The organism is Streptomyces sp. NBRC 110611 (genome assembly GCF_001590865.1).
Lineage (GTDB): Bacteria > Actinomycetota > Actinomycetes > Streptomycetales > Streptomycetaceae > Streptomyces.
This window is the reverse complement of record NZ_BBUY01000002.1, coordinates 68944-89294: the sequence shown is the minus strand read 5'-3', so window position 1 is coordinate 89294 and position 20351 is coordinate 68944. Positions and strand designations below refer to the sequence as shown.

Below are 20351 nucleotides of genomic sequence, written 5' to 3'. Positions count from 1 at the left end.
AGGCCGAGCCGCCGTTCCGTCTCGCGGACTCAGCTTCGGTACCGCGTGGTGCACACCCAGGTGATCGCACTTCCGCCGCCCGCATGGGATATCGCGTTGCGCTGGGCCTCGGCCGGGGTGGCGCCGTGACCGCCCCAGTAATGGTTGGCGCTGCGGTTGTACGCGACGGCCCCGCAGCCGTTGGCGAAGCTGGTGAGGACCTTGCAGTCGGAACTGGGGCACCTGTTCAACGCTGCCTGCCTGGCGGCGCTCCGGGAGCGGTAGTCCCAGGCTCTGCCGAGGCTGCCGTTGCTCCCCACGGCGATGGCGCCGTAGTGGTCCGGCCGTGGCGGCGGCGGGGGCGGAGCCGGGGGCGAGGGAGGATCGGGTTCGGGGGAGTAGGTGGTCGGATCGGGGTCGGGCGTGTCGTACGTCGGATCCGCCGTGTCCTCGTCGTCTTCCTCGCTCGGCGTCGGGTCCGGTTCGTCGGACTCCTCGTCGGTGGGGTACTCGGACTCCGTCCCGTCACCGGGCCCGGACCCGATGGTGGAGTAGGTGGAGTAGGGGGACTGAGGGGAGGAGCCGGAGGCGTTGTGGGAGGAACTGCCGCTGTCCGGCAGTGTCAGCGCGAGGATCCCGGCCACGATGACGGCGGCGACGGCGACAGCGGCCTTGCCGGACCCGGACGGCTGCCCACCTGTGCCCGTGCCTCCCGCCGGGGGCGTGTGGCGCGGCGGGCCTCCCGCGCCGGGGCGCTGAGCCGATGGTGCGGAGGGCCGTCGGGGCGGCCGGCTCCGGGCGGCGGACGGTGCGGCGGGGGCGGCCGAGGCCGTCGCACCGGCCGCTGTGAGCTGCTCGGCCCAGAGGGAGGGCGTGGGCCTTCGGGCAGGATCGGCGGTGAGGCTGGTACGGGCCAGAGCGCCGAGTTCCGGGCTGAGCGCTGCCAGCGCGGCGGGATCGGTGGCGGTCTGCTCGCGGGCCAGGAGCCGGATGGCGAGCAGGGCGAACTTGTAGATGTCGCTGGTGCGGGTCGCCTTCTCCTCGCCCGCGGGCACCTGCCAGTCGGGTGTCTCGGCCTGAGGCAGCACGGTACTGCCGTGCAACCGCATGGCGTCGCAGTCGATGAGGAAGCACTCGGGCTGTGGCGTGGTGGTGAACAGCAGGTTCTTGGGGGAGAGATCGCCGACGGTGATGCCGATACGGTGGAGCCGGGTGAGCGTGGCGGCCAGGTCGGCGAGGAGGGCGAGCCGGTCCCGGTCGCTGATCGTCAGGCCGATCCCGGCGACGTAGGAGTCGTCGTTGAGCAGGTACTCCAGGTTCGCGAGCCGCTGTGTTCCCGCGGTCCCGCCGGCCAGACTCCGAAAGGTGAACCGGAAGCGATCGGGTACGGCCCGCATGAGGAACCCGCAGGTGCGGCCGTGGCGTTGGACCACGGCCGCGGGCCAGGCGGTCTTCTCGCACAGCCACCGGCCTTCGGCAGCGCCCAGCGTGCCGGTCAGAGCCACTCTCGACGCCAGTGCGGCGGGATCGAGGTGGGGCAGTACGGCGGCGGCGTACTCCTTGTAGACCACATCCCAGCCGCCGCCGACGGCCTCGTTGATCTTCTTGTTGGCGACCTGGTACACCGTGCCCTGGCCGCCCTGGCCGAGTTGACGTCCCAGGGTGAGCGTGCCGTGTTCGACAGTGGGTATGCCGGGCGCCGTCATCGCGGCTCTGCCGTGGCCCGGGGCCAGATCGCCAGCAACGACCGGTCGTCGTCGAAGGTCTCCCGCGAGAAGTCCAGTACGTGGGCGAGCCACAGCGGAGGGGGCGGTGCGGCGAGTTGGCGGGCGAACAGCGAGCCGACGTGGCCGTCACCGTCACCGAGTGGGTCCCCGAAGCCGTCGGTGCCGACCAACAGCACCTGCCCGACGCCCAGTTGGGCGCTGATCTCCGCCATCCGGTCGGGTACGTGGGGCAGCGGCGCCACCTCGTTCGAGACCAGCAGGGCATCCGAACCGGTCTTGGAGTCGAACAGCGGCTGATACCGGCCGTTCGCCGGGGCCAGCAGCCAGGCCCCCGAGTCCCCGATCCGGCAGACCTCCACGGTGCATCCGGTCGAGCCGGGTCGCACCGCGCCGGCCACCAGCGTCGTCGCGTACAGGCGCGCCACCTCGGCCGGCTCGGGGGCCTTCCCGCACAGCCGCCACTGTGCCACCTGCCGCAGCCGTTCGGCGGCGTGGCGGGCGGTGTCCTGGAAATCCAACGGCTTCCGCTCCCCGTTCCCGGAGAGCAGGTGGAGCATCCGCTCCAGGGCGGCCCGGCATGCCTCGACAGCGCCGAGTTCGGAGTTCGCGGCGCTCGAGACGCCGTCGGCGACGGCGAACACGATGCTGCCGGTGGCCTCGTGTACCGCGGCGCGTGCGGCGTCCTGGCGCGGCTGCCGGTAGTAGCGGTGTTTGGCGCCGCGCACCGAGGCGAAACGCAGGCTGAGTAAGGGGGTTGACCAGCCGTCGCATTCGGTGTCCGGGAAGTCGAAGGCGTACTGGCCCGGTGCCCTCGCCTCGAACTCGGGTCCGGGCACGCCCACGGTGACCGGACGCCAGGGGGCGGGTTCCGGCTCGGGCGGGGTCGATGGGGCCGACGGGGCCGACGGGGCCGACGGGGGCGGAGGGGGTGGTGGCGGTGGCGGTGGCGGTGGTGGTGATGGCAGCGGCGCCGCGGCAGCGCCGTCTCCGCCCCGAGGGGTCACTGCCCGACCTCGTCGATCGCCATGGTGAACTGATCCGGCCGGTTGACCACAAGCTGCGGGCTGGCCGAGCTCAGCGCCTGCCCGGAGGCCACCAGGCTCGCGGTGAGCGCCTGGAAGAACTCGGAGATCGCCCGGCCGAGGTCGGTCCCGGGCTTGGCGACGAAGGCGAATTCCGGACGGGTGGCCACCTCGACCATGGTGGCGGCCTGGGCGTCGCCGATCCCGCAGGCGATGATGTTCGGCGCGGTCGGCGTCCGGGACTTGTCGGTCAGCCTGCCGTGCGGCTTCCGCCAGCCGCTGCCGTCGGTGGGCTGCCCGTCGCTGAGGAAGAACACCACAGGACGGTGCACCTTGTACCCCTCGCCGCGCAGCCACTGCACATCGGACGGGATCCGGGTCAGCAGATCGTCGAACACCGCCCCGTAGTTGGTGAGACCCCGGATGGCCACCTTGGGCAGGCTGGTCTCGGTGCGCATATCGGCCACGGCGAGACGGACCTGCACGTCATCGGAGAAACCCAGGACGGCCAGCCGCAGTTTGGCCGCGATCATCGGCTCGGCCCGGAGCCCCTCGCACAGCGAGACCAGACCGTTGGACAGGTCCTGCTGGTACGGCCCCATCGAACCCGACTCATCGGCCAGCACATAGGCCGGGAGCAGCACGCCCCTCGTATCCGCCATCCGAACTCAACTCCCCCGTTTTCAACGCTGACTTGCTCGGCTTGCGTATGCCGGGCGTCACTCCCTGGGAGTGCGTCCGGTGATGCCGTATCTTCCCAAAGAGCGGGTACCGACGGAAGCGACTCGGGGGAGTCACTGTGGGGGACGATCACTGGCGGACCGGATCCGACGAGCAGCCGAAGCTGCCGACGTGGCGGCAGACACCCCGAGCCGTGCCGCCGCCCCTGGGAGAGCCGGTGCCGGTGCCGGTGCCGGAGCCGGAGCCGGAGCCGGGGTCAGGGCCAGGGCCGGGGCCGTCGCCGACGCAGCCGCCGTCCGTCCGGCCCGGTCCGCCGCCGAAGCGACCACCGGCCGTATCCCCCGTATCCGCCGGATCGACGTGGACCCACGCGTCACCTGCGCAGCCCGCCACCGCGCCGCCGCCCCTAGGAGTCCAACGCTCTCCCTCAGGGCAACTTCCCCCGCAGAAGCGGCAGTTGCTAAAGAATAGCCATCGCGGAGGGCGCTGGGCCGCAGTGCTCGTCGCCCTCGGCTCGGTCGTCGCTGTCGTCGCGGGACTGCTGGCCGTGCTCAACGGACCGGAGGATTCCCGCGATTCCCACGCTTCTCGTGATTCCCCCGAGGAAGCCGCGCGGCGGATACGGAGCCGGGCGCCCTTCGAGCAGGCTTTGGCCCACCTGGCGACGGCCCGGGGCCTGCACTACAAGGACCTGGCGAGCGCCGGTACCCCCGGGCACGACATCACCGTCACTCCGTCCGGCACGCTGTTCGGAACCCTCAGCGGTGGCGCGGAAGGACTGGACCAGGACGTCCTCAGGATCGGCGGCGAGACCTTCACCCGGCGGAAGCGGGGCCCGGACGACGAGGTGTTACCAGACGGACCGCAGGGGAACCCGGCCGCCCAGGGCCAGTGGACCATCCAACCAGGCGAATCCGGCATGCTGGCACCGGTTCTCGCCCGCTTCCGGCCTCCGGCCGTGCTGGCACTCGAACTCCGGGACGCGGTGGCCGGGATGGAGAACCTGCCCGACCCGGACGACCCGGACGCCCCGGATCCGCGTGCCCTGAAGGTCCACGGGGTACCCGCACTGCGAGCCGACACCCCGGTGGGACGTCTCCTCGTCGCCAGGAACAAGCCGTACCGCGTCCTGCGCCTGGCACCCCACCCGGAGAACGGCTCCGCGAGGATGGACCTGTCCCCGGTCTCCGGCGACCGGGCCGACGCGATGTACGACACCCTGGAGGCGGCTGCCGAGCAGCTCGCCGGTGCGGTGGACGGCGGCGTCGACTTCACCCTGAGCGCCGACGACCGCAATGTCAGCTGCGGCACCGGCGGGTGCACCGTCAGCCAGAACTTCACCGGTGAACTGACCTCGGATGCCAAGGCCCGGCGGCGCACCGGCGGCACGGTCACCGCCGTCATGCGCGCGACCGTGACCATAGACGGCCGGGACGCCGGCGGCTGCACCAGTGCGCGGAGCACCTTTCCCCTCACCGGGGACACCGTGTCGGGCACCCTGTCCTGCTCGGTTCCCGGCGCCGGCCCGCTCTTCGCCGCCGCCGACGCGCAGTACCAGGCGCGGGCCGCAGCGGAATCCCGGGCCTCCGGCGGGCGGCCCGTCCACTACCTCGTCCCCTGTACGGCCGGCTCCGCGGTCCATGCCGTCGCCCTGGCCACCGGCGATGTCGACAAGCTCGTCGCACAGGTGCGGCGGGAGCGCCGCGCGCACGTGGTGCCGAAGAGCGGTGAACTCGTCATCGGGAGGAGGAACCCGTCATCGGGAAGGCCCGATTGCCGAGCCCGATGGCGAGTGCCATCACGAGGACCCAGGCGTCGAGTGTGAAGGCCGCGACGCGTTCCAGGCCGCCCATGCCGATCCCGGGATCGTGCTGACCGAAGAACATCCATGCCGCGAGCACCGCGGTGGCGGCCATGGCGAGGGTGATGAGGCGCAGTTTGCCGAACAGGGAATCCACGGGGGCGAATCCGGCGCAGAGCAGACCCAGATTTCCCAGCCCCATGATGAGCATCGCGCCCAGCACATGAAGGTTCTCGTCGACATCTGCCGGCACGAGACCGACCAGCACCCATCCTCCGGCGCTGATGGTGAGCAGAACGCGGGCACCCACCGCTATCCGGCCGCGGCCCCAGCAGGCGCCGGTCAGCAGGGTGCCGGCGAGCAGCAGGACGCCATGGACGACGAAGGAGGCGTTCATGGCGCCGTGCAGCGGTGAGCACACATAGCGAAGCCGGGTGTCGTCCCAGTCCTGGCAGTGGACGTTGCCGAGATCGCTGATGTTGTACTCCGCCCAGCTGTAGACGGTGTCCCAGCCGGCCGCCACGACCAGTTGGACGACGAGGATCTGCACGGCGGCGACGAGCCAGCCGGCCGCCCCGATCCTCGCTGCCCTGGAGGCGGAGACAGAGGCGGGGGCGGTGGCGGAGGCGGAGGCGGAAATGGACGCGGAGGTGCGGTTTTCGGGGTGCGATGTGGAGGGTGAATTCACGATTGCCTTTCAGAGCGCCGAAGCGAGTCGCTTTTCTTCCGTGAACGCTCTCAGCCGCCGGTGGTCCGGTGCATCGCTGCGACGGGGGAATTCGGAATCCCCGTGCGGGGGGAGCCGGTACTGGCTCTTTCGGGGGAGGTGCTCCCCACAGCCCGGAGGTACTGTGCGGGCCGTGAGCACAATAATTCGTTCGCTTTTCGGCAGAGCCGCGTACCGGGCCGGGATGCACGCCTGTATCGGCGCGGTCATGAGTCTGCCGCCGGTGGTATCGGCGCTCGTCGTGGCGTCGCCGAAGTGGCCGGCAGCGCTTCGTGTCCTGGGGTTCCTCCTCGCGCTGTGCGCGGCGCTGGTGGCCATGGGCGCTCCTCGTGCGGCGCGTCACGGGTGCGTCCGGCTGGCCAACCGGCTGTTGGGCACCGGCCTCCCCGCCCCGCCGGAATCCCCGGTGTCCCCTTGGGGAGACCGGCTCCGGACCTCGGTCTTCCTGGCCGCACATGCGGCGGTCGGCGCGGTGGTGACCGCCGTGCTGTGCCTGTCGGTCTTCACGGCCTTCGTCCTCCCCTCGGTGTGGCTCAGTGGCGGTGGCCCGGTGGAGAGTTGGGGTTGGGCCCTCCACGTCGAGCACGGCTGGCGGGGCGTGTGGACCGGGGTCGTCTCCGCCGGATGTCTGGCGCTCGGCGGATGCGTCGTCGCAGGCGGTGCGGCAGCCATGCGCCCGCTCGCCGCGTTCCTCCTCGGCCCGCGGCCCGCCGAGCGGCTGGCCGCCGTGGAGGCCCAGCGGGATCTCCTGGCCCAGCGCAACAGGCTGGCCCAGGAACTGCACGACTCGATAGGACACACCCTGACCGCCTCGACCATCCAGGCCGCCGTCGCCGGCGAACTGATGGACAGCGACCCGCAGGCGGCCCGACGGGCCCTCAGCAGCATCGAGGAGACGTCCCGCGCCGCGATGGACGACCTCGACCATGTCCTCGGCGTCCTGCGCGCAGGACAGTCACCCACCGCCCCACAGCACACTCTCGCCGACCTCGGCCCCTTGACGGACCGGGTCCGGCAAGCCGGCGCCAGGCTGCGCACGGAGACCGTCGGCGACCTCGCGCAGGTACCGGCCACCGTGTCGCGGGAGGCCTACCGGATCATTCAAGAGGGGCTGACCAACGCCCTGCGGCACGGCGAGACGGCCGAGATCGGTCTGCGGGTCGCCGCACGGGACGGCTGGCTGGAGGTGGAGCTCGTCAACCCGCTCCCCGCCGCCCGGGTCCCGTTCCGCCCGGGCAGGGAGCGGGGGCAGCACGGGCTGACCGGAATCGCCGAGCGGGTGCGGCTGCTGCGCGGCGAGGTGTCCGCGGGGCCCACGGACGAGCACGGCACGCACTGGCGGCTGGCGGCACGCATACCGCTACGGTCGGTGCGGTGAACACGAGTTCCGGCGCCACCACGCCCACCCCGTCCAACTCCCCGTCGTACTCCCCATCCGCGCCTCCGCCCCCGCCCCCGTCCCCGTCCCCCGACCCGGCGGTCACCGTCCTGATCGTCGACGACGAGGAGCTCACCCGTACGGGACTGCGGGCCCTGTTGTCGGCCAAACCCGACCTGGACGTCGTCGGTGAGGCCGCTGACGGTGCCGAGGTGCTTCCCCTGGTCGAGCGGCTACGCCCCGATGTCGTACTGATGGATGTGCGGATGCCCGGTATGGACGGGATCGAGGCGACCCGGCGGCTGCGGTCCGCGCTGCCCGAACCGCCGAAGGTCGTCGTGATCACCACGTTCGAGAACGACGAGTACGTCTATGACGCGCTGCGGGCCGGCGCCAGTGGGTTCATCCGCAAGCGGGCGCCGTCCCAGCAGATCGCGCACGCCATCCGGCTGGTGGCCGCCGGTGACTCGGTGCTGTTTCCGGACGCCGTCCGCCGGCTGGCCGTCGGCAGGCCCGTACGGCGGAGGGCCGCCACCGGTGGGGCGGCGACGCTCACCGCGCGGGAGACCGAGATTCTGCGGCTCATGGCGAAGGGGTTGTCCAACCAGGAGGCCGCCGTACAGCTGCGGGTGAGCCTGGAGACCGTCAAGACGCATGTGGGCAATGTGCTCGCCAAGCTGGGCGCGGGCAACCGCACCCAGGCGGTCGTCCTGGCCTATGAAGAGGGCCTGGTGGGCCCCGGGGCGGACGACGGGTAGCCGCCGTTCCGGCGGCGAGGGCATCAGCGCTCCGAGGAGTACAGCGCGCGGTCGCGTCGCGGCTGGACGGGGCGGTTGCTCAGGGGGAAGAGCGTGCGGTAGCGGGCGGCCTCGCCGGGCGAGACGGTGACGGGCTGGGCCAGGACGGTCCACACCACGCCTTCGGTGCACGGCGGAGTGGTGAGCGAGCCCGCGTACTGGAAGTAGGCACGGCCCCTGGGCAGCAGACGGTTGAGGTCGAGGGGCCGGTCGGTCGTCGTGGTCCCGCCCTTCGCGGCAGGGAGCGCTCTCCACAGCGGCGCGAAGGCGGACTCGCCCGGCCTCTCCCGCATCAGGACGGCCAGCACGGCGAGTTGGCCCCGGGCATTCCGGTGGACGAAGTGGAGCTCTATCGCCGTGCCCTTGCCCTGGACGGTGTGCTCGCTGGGCAAGTGGAAGTGGAACTGCCGCAGTTCGTACCGGCTGCCACCGACCCGGAGCGTGCCGCCCCCGGGCGCGGTGGCCTGGATGGTGTGCCCCCTGTTCTCCAGTGTGACGGTGGCCGGCCGGTATCCGATGGACACCTCGGCCGGGTGCGTGGTCGCGCTGTTCTTCGTGAGGTCGATGGGTGACTGCCGGCGCCCGGCCTTGCACTGCGTGAAGGAGGGATCGAGGTCTCCCCACTTCTCGGGGCCGTCAGCACCCTCGTAACTCCACCGCGTCCCCGCCGCCTTGTCCTTGTTCGCGTTCCCGTCGTCCGTTGTGAGCCCGTGCGGGGTGCGCGATGCGGTGGCGGACGGCTGCGGGCCGTCGTCGGTGGTGCGGGTGCCGGCAGCGAGGGCGGACGCCAGGGTGAGGGCGGCGAGGGCGGTGAAGGCACCCGCGGCTGCGCTGTAGTTGCTCACGTCCGCAGCAGCCTAGGACATTGCGGATTTGAGCAGCATAAATGCCATATGCCGGAAATCAGAAGAACGGGCGCTACCCCTTGCCGCCCTTGCCGCCCTTCTCGCCCTGCTCGCCCTCTCCCCCTTCCTTCTTCTCCTGTCCCTTCCCCTCCCTGAGCTGGGACGTGATCGTCTTCAGCGTCTCCGCGACGTACCGCTCGCTCGCCTCCTTCGTGACGCCGAGCTCGGTGAGCGGGCCGTCGCCGCCTTCCTGTTCCAGGAGGGCCAGCAGGATGTGCTCGGTGCCGATGTAGTTGTGGCCGAGGCGCAGGGCCTCGCGGAAGGTCAGCTCCAGGACCTTCTTCGCGGCCGCGTCGAACGGGACCAGGGTGGGAACCTCCTCCGCGCCGGGCGGGAGCCGGCGTTCCGTGGCCGTGCGCACCTGGTCGAGCGCCACGCCCTGGGCGGCGATCGTCATCGCGGCGAGGCTGTTCGGGTCGGCGAGCAGGCCGAGGACGAGGTGGTGGGTGGTGATCCGGTCGTGGTGGGCGGCGATCGCCTCGTTCTGGGAGGCCACGACGGCGGTGCGGGCGCGCGGGGTGTAGCGGCTGAAGGACTGGTCCGGGTCGGGTTCCGGCTGGTCCTTCGGTACGAAGCGCTTCTGGGCCGCCTGCTTGGTGACGCCCATGCTCTTGCCGATGTCGGTCCAGGAGGCGCCGGAGCGGCGGGCCTGGTCGACGAAGTGGCCGATGAGGTGGTCGGCCACGTCGCCGAGGTACTCGCCGGCGAGGACCGCGTCGGTGAGCTGGTCGAGCGCGTTCGAGTGGACCTTCTTGATGGCCTGGATGAGTGCGTCGAGGCTGACGTGCTGGGACATCTGAACGGCGGGAGCGTCCCGCTCGGGGTTCTTCTCCATGCGTCAACCGTAGGTTGACGGCGCCCGGATCGTCAACCCTTGGTTGACGTCGCATGGGGAGGGCCGACAGGCCGAGGGGGCCCGTAAAGCAAGATCTTGAACACTCGGGGTGACAAAATGGGGAGCGCCGGACCACTTCGTATGCCCTCCGGTCCTGCTCCCGCGGACACGCCGATCCGCTGTCACAGCCGTTGTCGGGCGACATGCGGCCCGATCACACCCCTCGTACGATGATCCATGGAGGCTGGGCGCATGGATGAATCCCCCGTAAGCGACACGGTGTCACCACGGTAGGACGGTCCATGATGGCTGCATCAACCGACCGCTATCCCTATGCCTTCCATATCGCCCTCGACGGCAACGGCTTGAACGGCCTGGAGGGTGCGGCCGGCGTCTGCCTCTTCCGCTACAACCCGGACAGCGGCGAGTACGCCTACCGCGTGCAGTACTACGACGGAGTGGCCGGCGGCCATGCCGTCAGCGTCACGCCCGACCGGAAGTTCGGGTTCCTCGGCAACGCCGGGCAGCAGCTCCTGTTCTACGACGCCCAGTCGCTGGACGAGCGCGAGCGGGTCTCCACCTTGCGGTTCGAAACCCCGGACGCGTCCCTCAAGAGCAGCACGCACATCGTGTGGCTGGACAACACCCAGGGTGTCACCGCGATCGGCGACGGCCTCTGGCTGGTGGACCTCGACCGCCCGACCAAGGCCGAGCGGATCGGCGATCACCTGCTCAAACTTCCGCATGCCATGAAGCGCACCGCCTCCGGCCGCTACCTCGTCTACGGAGGGATGGACCACCCGGGGCAGGGAGAGGCCGCCGAGGTCGGCGTCTTCGATCTCGACAAGCAGGTCGCCCGGCGGATCCCCTTGCCGACGACCTGCTGGCATGTGGCCTGCCATCCGCAGGAGGACATCTTCTACGCACTGTCCTTCCGGGTGCATCCTCAGGAGGGCAGGGACTGGCACGAATGGGCCATGGCCTACTTCAAGGAGTACGTGTTCGAGATCGACGCCGGTACCGGGCAGATCCTGCGGCACTGGACCTGCGGTCAGAGCGTGCCCGCGCACATCAACTCGGACGTCTGCCTCTCCGACCGTGAGCTGATCTACTGCAACGGCGGCAGCGGCACCATCGTCATGATCGACCTCGACGACTTCATCTCGTACCGTGTCATCGACGAACGGCCGGCACTGTCCGCGCAGATGCGCTCCGCCCGGCAGGCCGCCCGGCAGGTCACCGACGCGTTCACCCGGGGATCCCTCGCCCCGAGCAGCAGGCACTTCGTCGGCGCACTGCGGGTCACGCGTGGCACGCTGCTCGACTCGGTCTACGCCTGCCAGCTCTCCGCCGACCAGAAACTGCTGTTCACCGCCAACCGCGGACTCAACACGATCACCGTGTACGACTATCCCGCCAATGCCGTGCGGCTGCGGGTCGAGATGCCGGAGCTGCGCGCGTACCTTCCCGATCTGCCTGTCTGGACCGATCCCCGGCTGGGGTTCCACCACAGCACCCTGTTGAGCCCGGTCCCGGCCCCTGCCGGGCCCCGATCTGAGGAGTGTCCATGAGCACCGAGACGACCGAAGAGCTGAACGCCGAACTCCGGCGAAGCTGGGAACACTTCCGGACCACGGCAGTCCGGATCGCCGAGCTCCAGAGCGCGATGTGGGGTGACTACGCGGAGCTGATGACCGGGCTGCTCAACGGCAAACCCACCTGGGGCGGCATCAACCGGACGTACTGGAAGTTCGTCGGCGACGAGGGCATGAAGTTCGCCTCGGCGCTGGGCGGACTCGGCGTCGACTACGCCCGGGGCGTGGTGGAGCTGACCCGGGAGCACGAGCAGCGCCTGTGGGAGCAGTTGCGCGCGTCCGCGGAGGAGAGCGGGCCGGACGACCGGGCCGGCGGCGGAGGCGGGGGACCGAAGGCCGCGAAGACCGGTCCGTCGCCCTCGCCCCGCTCCAGGCGGACGAAGCAATGAAGCACATGCAGCACATGCAGCAGATGCAGAACATGCGGCAATGATCGGCGGGGGGGGGGACGCCCTGCCGGGCAGCGGGGTCAGCTCAGCGCGCCGACTGCCTCGTCCAGTTGCCGGGGAAGCAGCTCCCGGGCACTCATGACCTCCGGATGCGGCCGCAGCCCGGACCTGACCCGGTCGGGCAGGTGCGGGCTGGTCACCAGCCAGCCGAGCGCCTCGGCGAGGGCCTGGCGGGCCGGCCGCGGCGTGTACCCGAGGGCAGCGGCCTTTCCGTGCCGGTACCAGTAGTACCGGCCCATCGTCCGGGCCTCCGCGCGGGTGGTCGAGGGCGGCCGGGCGTTCAGTACGGCCCGGATCTCCGCCACCGTCGCCGCCAGGTACGCGCCGGTGTGCGTGGCGGTGGCCCACGGCCCATGGGTGCCGCACAGCTCCGAGACGGTCTGGTGGATGGTCCGCCACGCCCAGTTCTCACCGCCCAGCAGATAGCGCTCCCCGGCGGCCCCCTTCTCCGCGAGCAGGACATGGCCGTCGGCGATGTCCCGGACCGAGACGATGTTGCAGCCGCCCGGGTAGGTGGTGCGCAGCGGATCGGCCAGATACCGGGTGAGCAGCGCGTTGCTGGGTACCAGCCGCCAGTCGGGTCCGCCGACCACGATGGTCGGACAGGCGGCCACCACCTCCAGCCCCAGTTCGGCGCCCGAGGCGAGCGCTGCCCGCTCCTGCTCCAGCTTGGTGAGGAAGTAGTCCGGCAGATACTCCTCGCCGGGCAGCCCGGTCTCGTCACGGGTCGCCGGACCGTCGGACGAACCGCAGGTGACCGACGACGAGGTCACCACCACCCGCCGGACTCCCGCCGCCGCTGCCGCCCGCAGCACCTCGCGGGTGCCGTCCACATTGGCCCGGGCCAGTTCCTCCCGGGTGATGTCCCAGTACGCGAAGACGGCGGCGCAGTGGAACACGGTCTCGCAGTCCTCGAACGCGGGCCGCAAGGAGGCGGGAGTACGGAGATCCGCGTGGACCACGGGTACGCCGAGCGCACGCAGGTGCCGCGTGTCGCTGCTTCGGCGGACCAGCGCCCGCACCTCATGGCCGGCGCCCAGCAGGGCGCGCACCACCTGGGCACCGACGAGTCCGGTGGCTCCGGTCACACACGCTTTCACAGTGACTACCTCGATCGCCTGTCCCGGGCCGCGGCGTCGCGCAGCCCCTGCCAGAAACCGGTGACCGCGGGACGCAGCGCCTCCCGGAACTCCTCGAACAGCCCGAAACGGGACGGGACATCGCCGGGCGCGACATGCCGGAAGCCGTCCGGCCCCAGCTGTCCCGGCAGTCTCGGCACGGCCAGGGCCTGCGAGGCGAGGCTCCGTACGAGCCGGGCGGCCGCGGTCAGGCGCTGGGTGGGCAGTTCGGCGGCCAGCATGTCGTCACGCTCCTGCCAGGGGCGGCCGATCCGGAACGGCCGCCCCTCGTACTGCGCCTCGAAGTTGTCGAGCGTGCGGGTGAAGAACCGCTGATAGGAGTCCTGCACCAGCGGGTCCCTGAGCTTCGGCCGGGTTTCGGGACGGAAGACCTGCCAGGTCAGCGGCAGCGTGAACCGCTGGCGCACCCGGACCACGATCCGGGTCCGGGCGCCGCCGTCCGCCGGGAGGAAGGCCACCGAACCGTCGTCGTACTCGGCGGAGCCGTTCGGGCTGTGGACCGTCCGCCAGGCGATCCGCTGCGACCGCTCCCCGTAGCTGATCGACTCGAGCTTGCACACATCGATGGGCGGACCGCCGTAGAACGCCATGTAGTTCGGCTGTGCCAGGTACAGGTTGCGTTCGATCTGGCGGGTGGGCCGCCCCTGCGCGTCGCGGGACACCACATGGACCCGTCCGCCCAGGTAGTCGGTCATGTAGCTGATGGTCCGGCTGATGTCCACCCGGCGCACGAACTCCGCGTACGGCGCGCTGACGGTGCGTTCGCAGCCGAAGAGGATCGAGCTGCCCAGGTGTTGCCACCGCATCAGCCAGGCATCCGGGGGGAGCGCGTCGATCACTCCTTCCAGCGGCTGGAGGAGCGCGTCGATCCGGTCGAAGTCCCGGTGGGTATAGGCGTCCGGGTCGAGGGCGAGGGAGACGTCCCGGCGCCGGATCTTCTCCTTCCCGTACCCGGTACGCCATGCCCGTACGGTGGACGACGCGGAGGCGGCCGCTCCGATCACCGCGCAGAGGGCGGCGGAGGCCGCCGGGTTCTCGTCCGCGACCCGGATCAGCGTGGTGAGGATCCGGGACAGCCGCGCCAGCGCGGGATCGGTGATCTCCGCCGCGTCCGGCGCCACCTGCCAGGAGGCGATGCTGAACAGCCGGTGGGCCCGGCCGTCCGGGTCGAGCCGGCGCACCGCCTCGACCAGGGCTCTCGGCGGATTGCGCCACCCCTGGTACGGCGTCAGGTCCCCGTCGAGGCGGTAGCCGTCCGGCAGCCCGCGGTCGTTGAGCACCCGCGCGTTGAGCGGCGACGAGACGGGGTCGACGCGCATGAGCAGGGCACCGGCCATGTCCGCCAGCGCCCCGTCCGGCGAGGCGATGACCGTCCCCGTCTCCAGCGGTTTGCCCACGTACGATCCGGCGCACCCGTGACTGCTCACCACCGCGTCGATGAGGTGGAAGTCCGGTGCGTGGGCACGGAGCAGATCCACGACGACCTCGGCGCCGTCGCGCCGGGCCCGGTAGTGATGGTGTTTGTCGGCGTGCGGCAGCACACCCAGCAGATTGGCCAGGCAGAGGGCGTACCCGAACTCCGGGTGGGTGCAGTTCTTCGCGATGTTGATCCGGAAGCCCGCCGCCAGCCAGCCGCGCGCCATTCCGCTGCCGTGCAGCACGCTGGACGAGGGGAATCCGGCCGGTTCGATGTCCTCGGACAGGTCGACGACCCGGTAGGTGTTGCCGCGGTGGGTGCGCCCGCCGTAGCCGAGCCGGCGACAGGCCGCACGGAACCCGGGGCCCTCGAGCCATACATCCGGGCCGCAGCGGGCGGCTCCGACGGCGATGTTCCGGTAGCCCCTGTCACACAGCAGGTCGATGAGGTGCTCCACGAGCACGGCGCTGACCGCGGTCGTGGGGTCGCCGTACGCGGATGTTCCCGGCGTCAGTATCACCGCCAGCCCACCCGGATCCCCGGCCGCGCGTGCGGCGAGCCGCTGCCAGAGCCCGGCCCGGGCGACCGCGTCCGCCAGCAGGTGTGCGGGCGGCAGCGGCCGGGTCCGGGTGGACCGGACCACGGCGGCGACGGTGGTCGTGTCGTCCTCGGTGCGGATCTTCTCCATGGCCTCCACCCAGGGGCGCAGCGCCCCGTAGTGCGCCCGGTCGGCCCGATGCTCTCTGCAACGCCATCTGCAATAAAACGACCAAAAAGGTGCAAACGTGATGCTAATGCAGAGAAGGTGCGTGTCAGTCGGGGCGCGCCTGTGTCACACGCATATTCATGCCTTGTTTTCACCGTGAGTGTGTGCGGGTGTGCGGTAAGTGGCTGTGCGGTGGGTGGGTAAAGGTGGATATCTGGAAAATGTCTGTATTGGGTGTTCTGCGGGGGTTGGCCGTAGTATCCTGAAGACCGGCCTACGGGGCGAGCGAGGGAGTTCGATCCGACTGGCCTCGGGGAAGAGGGCTCTGGCTCTCGCCGAGGACATATGAGGAAAGATCGGGCTGAGAGGCTGAAAGGTCGTAAAGACCGGACGGCGACCCCCAAGCACCTGATCCGGACAATGCCGGCGAAGGGAGCCCACCTCGTAGGTCTCTGCTGTGCTCACCCGCCACCGGCTGTGGTCACCCCGCCTTGATCAGGTCCGCGCACTTCTCCCCGATCATCATCGTGGTGATGCACGGGTTCACCGCCGTCAGGAACGGCATCACGGAGCCATCGGCCACCCGCAGGCCCGTCACACCCTTGACCCGGAGCTGGGGGTCGAGCGGGGCCGCCGGATCGTCGGGGGCGCCCATCCGGACCGTGCAGGCGGGGTGGTAGACGGTGTTGTGGGTGTCGCGGAGGTAGGCGAGGAGTTCGGCGTCGGACTGGACGGCGGGGCCGGGGGCGAGTTCGGCGGCGGCCCAGGCAGCCATCGGCGGCTGGGAGACGATCTCGCGGGCGAGGCGGAGACCGTGGGTCATCACCCGTACGTCGTGTGCGTCGGTGAAGTAGCGCGGATCGACCTTGGGCTTGTCGCGGAAGTCGCGGGTGCGCAGGCGTACGGTGCCCAGCGAGCGGGCGCGGGTGACGTTCGGGGTGAGGCAGAAGGCGTTCTCCGAGGTGGGGTAGCCCCGGCGGTAGGTGTTCATGTCGAAGGGCACCGAGCCGTAGTGGAACATCAGGTCCGGGCGGTCCAGGCCGGGCTCGGTGTCGGCGAAGATGCCGATCTCCCACCACTGGGTGGAGGCGGTCACCATCGGCTGTGCGGCCTCCCACATGATCACGCCCTCGGGGTGGTCCTGCAGGTTCGCGCCGACGCCGCGGGAGTCGACGAGCGGTTCGATGCCGGTGGCGACGAGATGGTCGGCCGGGCCGATACCGGAGAGCATCAGAAGCTTGGGGGAGTCGATCGCGCCGCAGGAGACGATCACCTCGCGGCGGGCGTTCACGGTACGGGTGTGGATCAGGTCGGGGGCGAGGTAGTCCACCCCGGTGCAGCGCCCGGAGGAGTCGATGTTCAGCCGTTTGGCCTGGAGGCCGGTGCGTACGTCGAGGTTGCGGCGGGTGCCCATGACGGGGTGGAGGTAGGACACCGAGGAGGAGGAACGGGTGCCGTCGGGGCGGCAGTTGATCTGGAACCAGTTGGCGCCGCGGACGACGGTCTTGCCGTTGTTGAACGCGGTGACGGGGATGCCGGCCGCCGCACAGGCCTCCAGCAGGGCCGCCCCGCACGGGTCGCGGGGCGGGACGGTGCGCAGGGTGACCGGTCCGGAGCGGCCGTGGTGGTCCCCGGGGGCGTCGTTGGCCTCCAGCCGCTGGAAGAGCGGGAAGCAGTCGGCCGCGCTCCAGCCCGTACAGCCCAGACCGGCCCACTCGTCGAGGTCCTCGGCCGGGGCCCAGAAGGCGATGCAGGAGTTGTGGGACGAGCATCCGCCGAGGACTCTGGCGCGGGCGTGCCGCAGATAGCTGTTGCCGTTCTCCTGGGGCTCCACGGGGTAGTCCCAGTCGTAGCCGGACTCCAGCAGTCCCATCCAGCGGTCCAGGCGGAGGACGGCGTCGTCACCGACGTCCGACGGGCCTGCCTCCAGCACGCAGACGGTGACCGCCGGGTCCTCGCTGAGCCGGGCCGCCACGACGGCACCGGCCGTGCCGCCGCCGACCACGACGTAGTCGAACGCGTCCACGGGTGCTTCCCCGTACCCGGGCGTTCCCTGGGGACCGGACGTTCCTTGGGACATCGCTCCGTCTCCTGTCAGGCGGTGGGGGTGGTGGAGGAGCCCGGGGCGTCACCTTCGGGCACGATGGCGGCGTGCATGGCCAGTACGCCGGTCTTCTTCCGCTGGACGCACCAGTAGTAGGTGAACCCGCCGATCGCCACGACACCGATGAACAGGAACGCGCCCCAGCGCAGATACCAGTGCTGCGGCCCGGTCGCGTTGTAGACCGCGGCGCGCGGCCAGGCGAGGTTGAGGGACATCCCCAGGCCCCAGAGGACCGCGAGGATGTTCACCGGGAGTCCGAACGCGCCGAGGGAGAACCGGCCCGGCACCGGCGTCCACTTCCCGCGCAGCCGCTGCACCAGCATCGGCAGGGTGACGGACACATACGCCAGGTAGATCATGATGATCGCGATGCTGGTGATCACCGAGAAGATCTGCGGCTGGTTGACGTTGAGGACCAGGACACCGATCGCCACCAGACCGATGATCACGGCCGGCAGCACCGGCGTCTGGAAGCGCGGGCTGACCTTGGCGAGCCGTGCCGAGGCCGGCAGGTTGTTGTCCCGGGCCATCGCGAACGCCAGCCGGATGGCCGCGGTGTGCACCGCCAGCTCGCACACCGTGATCGCGATCACCACACACCACAGCACCATCTGCCCCACGGCCGAGCCCAGCGTCGCCAGCACCACGTACTGCAGCCCGTCCACCGACAGCTCCCTGGCGTGCAGATCGGGCACCGCGAGCAGCGCGAACAGCAGGATCAGCCCGCCGATGAGGAAGGACGCGAGCAGCGCACGCAGGATCGCCCGCGGCGCGTTGCGGGCCGGGTCCTTGGACTCCTCGCCCAGGGAGGAGGCCGTGTCGAATCCGTACATGACGTACGCCGAGGCCAGCGACGCGGTCAGGAACGCCCCGAAGTAGCCGAGGGACTCCCCCTTGCCCAGGCCGTACGTCTCGGTGAGCGCGGCGGGACTGCGGATGATGTGCGCGGCGAGCAGCAGCACCAGCACGACGGCGGCGATCAGCTCGATCGCCACACCGGCCGAGTTGATCCGCGCCATCAGCCGGACGCCGAAGGCGTTGACCAGGGTGGTGAAGGCGACGAGTACGGTGCCGAGCACCACGGCGTTGGCGGCCGCCGACTTCCCCGTGCCGTCGCCGATGAACTGGAACCACGACGAGATCTGCGGCAGCGTCACCTGGTACGCCAGGGCCACCGCGGCCAGCGACACCATCGACGCGGTCAGCATCATCCAGCCGCCCAGCCAGCCGATGTGCGGGCCGCCCAGCTGCTTCGCCCAGTTGTAGATGGAGCCGGCCACCGGGTAGCGGGCGGCCAGTTCGCAGAAGCAGAGCGCCACCATCAGCTGCCCGGCGAAGACCATCGGCCAGGACCACCAGTACGCCGGGCCGCCGTGCGCCACACCGAAGTAGAACAGCTGGAAGGTACCGGTGAGGATCGAGATATAGCTGATACCGGCCGCGAAGGTGTGGAAGTTGCCCAGGGTGCGCTTCAGTTCGGGCTTGTAGCCGAGTTCGGCGAGCGACTCGTCGTCGTGGCCGGGACCGGTCACTCGAACCACCTCTGCGGCCGCGGCGCGGTGTTGCGCCAGATGTGCTTGGCCTCCTGGTACTCCGCCAGTCCCGCCGGCCCCAGCTCCCGCCCGATGCCCGACTGCTTCATCCCGCCCCACTCCGCCTGCGGCACGTACGGGTGGAAGTCGTTGATCCACACCGTCCCCGCGCGCAGCCGGCCGGCCACCCGGTGCGCCCGCTCACTGTTCTGCGTCCACACCGCCCCGGCCAGCCCGTACACGGTGTCATTGGCGAGCGAGACCGCCTCGTCCTCGTCGCGGAACCGCTCGACGGTCAGCACCGGTCCGAACGACTCGTCCCGCACCACGGACATGTCCGGCGTGCACTCGTCCAGCACGGTCGGCAGGTAGTAGAAGCCGTTCGACAGCGACGGGTCGTCGGGTGCCGCGCCGCCGCAGAGCAGTACCGCGCCCTCCTCGAGCCCCGCCGCCACATACGCCTCGATCTTGGCGCGGTGCTCGGCGGAGATCAGCGGGCCGCTGCGGGCGAAATCGTCGAACGGTCCGCCCAGCCGGATCCGCTGGGCGCGGGAGACCAGCTCATCGACGAAGGCGTCGTGCAGTTCGTCCTGGACCAGCAGCCGGGCGCCCGCCGAGCAGACCTGCCCGGAGTGCAGAAAGACCGCGGTCAGGGCGTAGTCGACCGCGGTGTCGAAGTCGGCGTCCGCGAAGACGATGTTCGGGTTCTTGCCGCCCAGCTCCAGGGCGATCTTCTTCACCGTGGGCGCCGCGGCGGCCATGATCCGTCTGCCCGTGGCCAGACCGCCGGTGAACGACACCATGTCCACCCGCGGGTCCTCGGTCAGCGGGGCGCCCACGACGGGGCCGGTGCCGAGTACCAGGTTCGCGGTGCCGGCCGGCACCCCGGCCTCCTCCAGTAGCCGCATCAGGTGGATCGCGGTGTGCGGAGTCAGCTCGCTGGGCTTCAGGACGAACGTGTCGCCCGCGACCAGCGCGGGCGCGACCTTCCAGGCGGTCTGCAGCAGCGGATAGTTCCACGGCGTGATCAGCGCGCAGACGCCGACCGGCTCGTGCCGCACCGTGCTGTCGGTCTCCGCGATACCGGTGTCCACCACCCGGTCGGTGCCGCCGGCCGCACCGAGGTTGCCGAAGTAGCGGAAGCAGTTGGCGATGTCGTCCATGTCGTATCCGCTCTCCACCAGCCGTTTGCCGGTGTCGAGGGACTCCGCCCTGGCCAGCTCCTCCCGGTCGCGCTCCAGCAGCTCGGCGACGCGCAGCACCAGCCGGCCGCGCTCGGCCGCCGGGGTGCGCGGCCAGGAACCGTCGTCGAAGGCCGTACGGGCCGCGGTGATCGCCGCCGCCGCGTCCTTCGGCCCGCCCTCGTCGACGGTGGCGACCAGCGTGCCGTCCGCGGGGCAGCGGATCTCCCGCACCTGCCCGTCGGCCGCCGCGGTCCACTGACCTCCGATGAACAGCTCCGGCATGGTGGTGCCTTTCGGTTCCGGGCTCGTACGAGGCGGCAGCGGTGGGCGCGGCGCCTGGCCGCGGCGCACGCCCGCCGGACCTCCGTGACGA

General features: G+C 70.8%; 16 protein-coding genes and 1 riboswitch. Of the genes, 5 read left to right on the top strand and 11 right to left on the bottom strand.

Annotated features, from left to right (window positions below; genetic code table 11):
* Positions 1–29: 29 nt before the first annotated feature.
* From AZE13_RS37435 to AZE13_RS04995, 3 genes are all read right to left on the bottom strand, one after another.
* Positions 30–1685, bottom strand: coding sequence for a DUF4189 domain-containing protein (locus AZE13_RS37435; RefSeq protein WP_066927387.1), 1656 nt, complete (start codon positions 1683–1685; stop codon positions 30–32).
* Complete coding sequence (locus AZE13_RS05000; protein WP_181690256.1) at positions 1682–2542, bottom strand: protein phosphatase 2C domain-containing protein; 861 nt, start codon at positions 2540–2542, stop codon at positions 1682–1684. Before AZE13_RS05000 ends, AZE13_RS37435 begins: the two co-directional genes overlap by 4 nt.
* A 164-nt stretch (positions 2543–2706) precedes the next feature.
* A complete protein-coding gene (locus AZE13_RS04995; RefSeq protein ID WP_066927383.1) occupies positions 2707–3390 on the bottom strand; it encodes a vWA domain-containing protein in 684 nt (227 codons plus the stop codon).
* Between the two features lie 515 nt (positions 3391–3905).
* Here AZE13_RS04995 and AZE13_RS04985 point away from each other — a divergent pair.
* Complete coding sequence (locus AZE13_RS04985; RefSeq protein WP_066927379.1) at positions 3906–5234, top strand: hypothetical protein; 1329 nt, start codon at positions 3906–3908, stop codon at positions 5232–5234.
* Here the strand turns inward: AZE13_RS04985 and AZE13_RS04980 are convergent.
* Complete coding sequence (locus AZE13_RS04980) at positions 5146–5898, bottom strand: DUF998 domain-containing protein (RefSeq protein ID WP_107288252.1); 753 nt, start codon at positions 5896–5898, stop codon at positions 5146–5148. The two genes, AZE13_RS04985 and AZE13_RS04980, sit on opposite strands and share 89 nt — an antisense overlap.
* A gap of 172 nt (positions 5899–6070) precedes the next feature.
* On the opposite strand from AZE13_RS04980, the gene AZE13_RS04975 reads away from it, so the two are divergent.
* Positions 6071–7315, top strand: a complete 1245-nt coding sequence (locus tag AZE13_RS04975; RefSeq protein ID WP_258527586.1) for a sensor histidine kinase — start codon at positions 6071–6073, stop codon at positions 7313–7315.
* 110 nt (positions 7316–7425) lie between these two features.
* Positions 7426–8073: a response regulator transcription factor gene (locus AZE13_RS04970; protein WP_066928444.1), complete on the top strand. Its 648-nt coding sequence runs from the start codon at positions 7426–7428 to the stop codon at positions 8071–8073.
* A gap of 23 nt (positions 8074–8096) precedes the next feature.
* On the opposite strand, the gene AZE13_RS04965 is transcribed toward AZE13_RS04970, so the two are convergent.
* Together AZE13_RS04965 and AZE13_RS04960 are read right to left on the bottom strand one after the other, a co-directional pair.
* Positions 8097–8957, bottom strand: coding sequence for a carbonic anhydrase (locus tag AZE13_RS04965; protein WP_066927372.1), 861 nt, complete (start codon positions 8955–8957; stop codon positions 8097–8099).
* Positions 8958–9030: 73 nt separating this feature from the next.
* Positions 9031–9852: a Clp protease N-terminal domain-containing protein gene (locus tag AZE13_RS04960; RefSeq protein ID WP_258527585.1), complete on the bottom strand. Its 822-nt coding sequence runs from the start codon at positions 9850–9852 to the stop codon at positions 9031–9033.
* Positions 9853–10154: 302 nt separating this feature from the next.
* Here AZE13_RS04960 and AZE13_RS04955 point away from each other — a divergent pair, with 302 nt between their 5' ends.
* Together AZE13_RS04955 and AZE13_RS04950 are read left to right on the top strand one after the other, a co-directional pair.
* Positions 10155–11423, top strand: coding sequence for a hypothetical protein (locus tag AZE13_RS04955; RefSeq protein WP_220127558.1), 1269 nt, complete (start codon positions 10155–10157; stop codon positions 11421–11423).
* Positions 11420–11836, top strand: coding sequence for a hypothetical protein (locus AZE13_RS04950; protein WP_066927371.1), 417 nt, complete (start codon positions 11420–11422; stop codon positions 11834–11836). Before AZE13_RS04955 ends, AZE13_RS04950 begins: the two co-directional genes overlap by 4 nt.
* Before the next feature lie 80 nt (positions 11837–11916).
* On the opposite strand, the gene AZE13_RS04945 is transcribed toward AZE13_RS04950, so the two are convergent.
* From AZE13_RS04945 to AZE13_RS04925, 5 genes are all read right to left on the bottom strand, one after another.
* Entirely contained in the window at positions 11917–12984 is a 1068-nt protein-coding gene (locus AZE13_RS04945) for an NAD-dependent epimerase/dehydratase family protein (RefSeq protein ID WP_066927370.1), read from the bottom strand.
* 17 nt (positions 12985–13001) lie between these two features.
* Positions 13002–15140 (bottom strand): DUF362 domain-containing protein, encoded by a 2139-nt coding sequence (locus tag AZE13_RS04940; RefSeq protein ID WP_066927369.1) that lies wholly within the window; start codon positions 15138–15140, stop codon positions 13002–13004.
* A gap of 295 nt (positions 15141–15435) precedes the next feature.
* Positions 15436–15610: riboswitch (TPP riboswitch) on the top strand.
* 29 nt (positions 15611–15639) lie between these two features.
* The gene (locus AZE13_RS04935; RefSeq protein WP_066927368.1) at positions 15640–17238 is read right to left on the bottom strand and encodes a GMC family oxidoreductase; all 1599 of its coding nucleotides are present in this window, start codon (positions 17236–17238) and stop codon (positions 15640–15642) included.
* Between the two features lie 14 nt (positions 17239–17252).
* Positions 17253–18794, bottom strand: a complete 1542-nt coding sequence (locus AZE13_RS04930; RefSeq protein WP_258527584.1) for an APC family permease — start codon at positions 18792–18794, stop codon at positions 17253–17255.
* Positions 18791–20260, bottom strand: coding sequence for an aldehyde dehydrogenase family protein (locus AZE13_RS04925; RefSeq protein ID WP_066928436.1), 1470 nt, complete (start codon positions 20258–20260; stop codon positions 18791–18793). The genes AZE13_RS04930 and AZE13_RS04925 overlap by 4 nt, the downstream gene beginning before the upstream one ends.
* Positions 20261–20351: the final 91 nt, after the last annotated feature.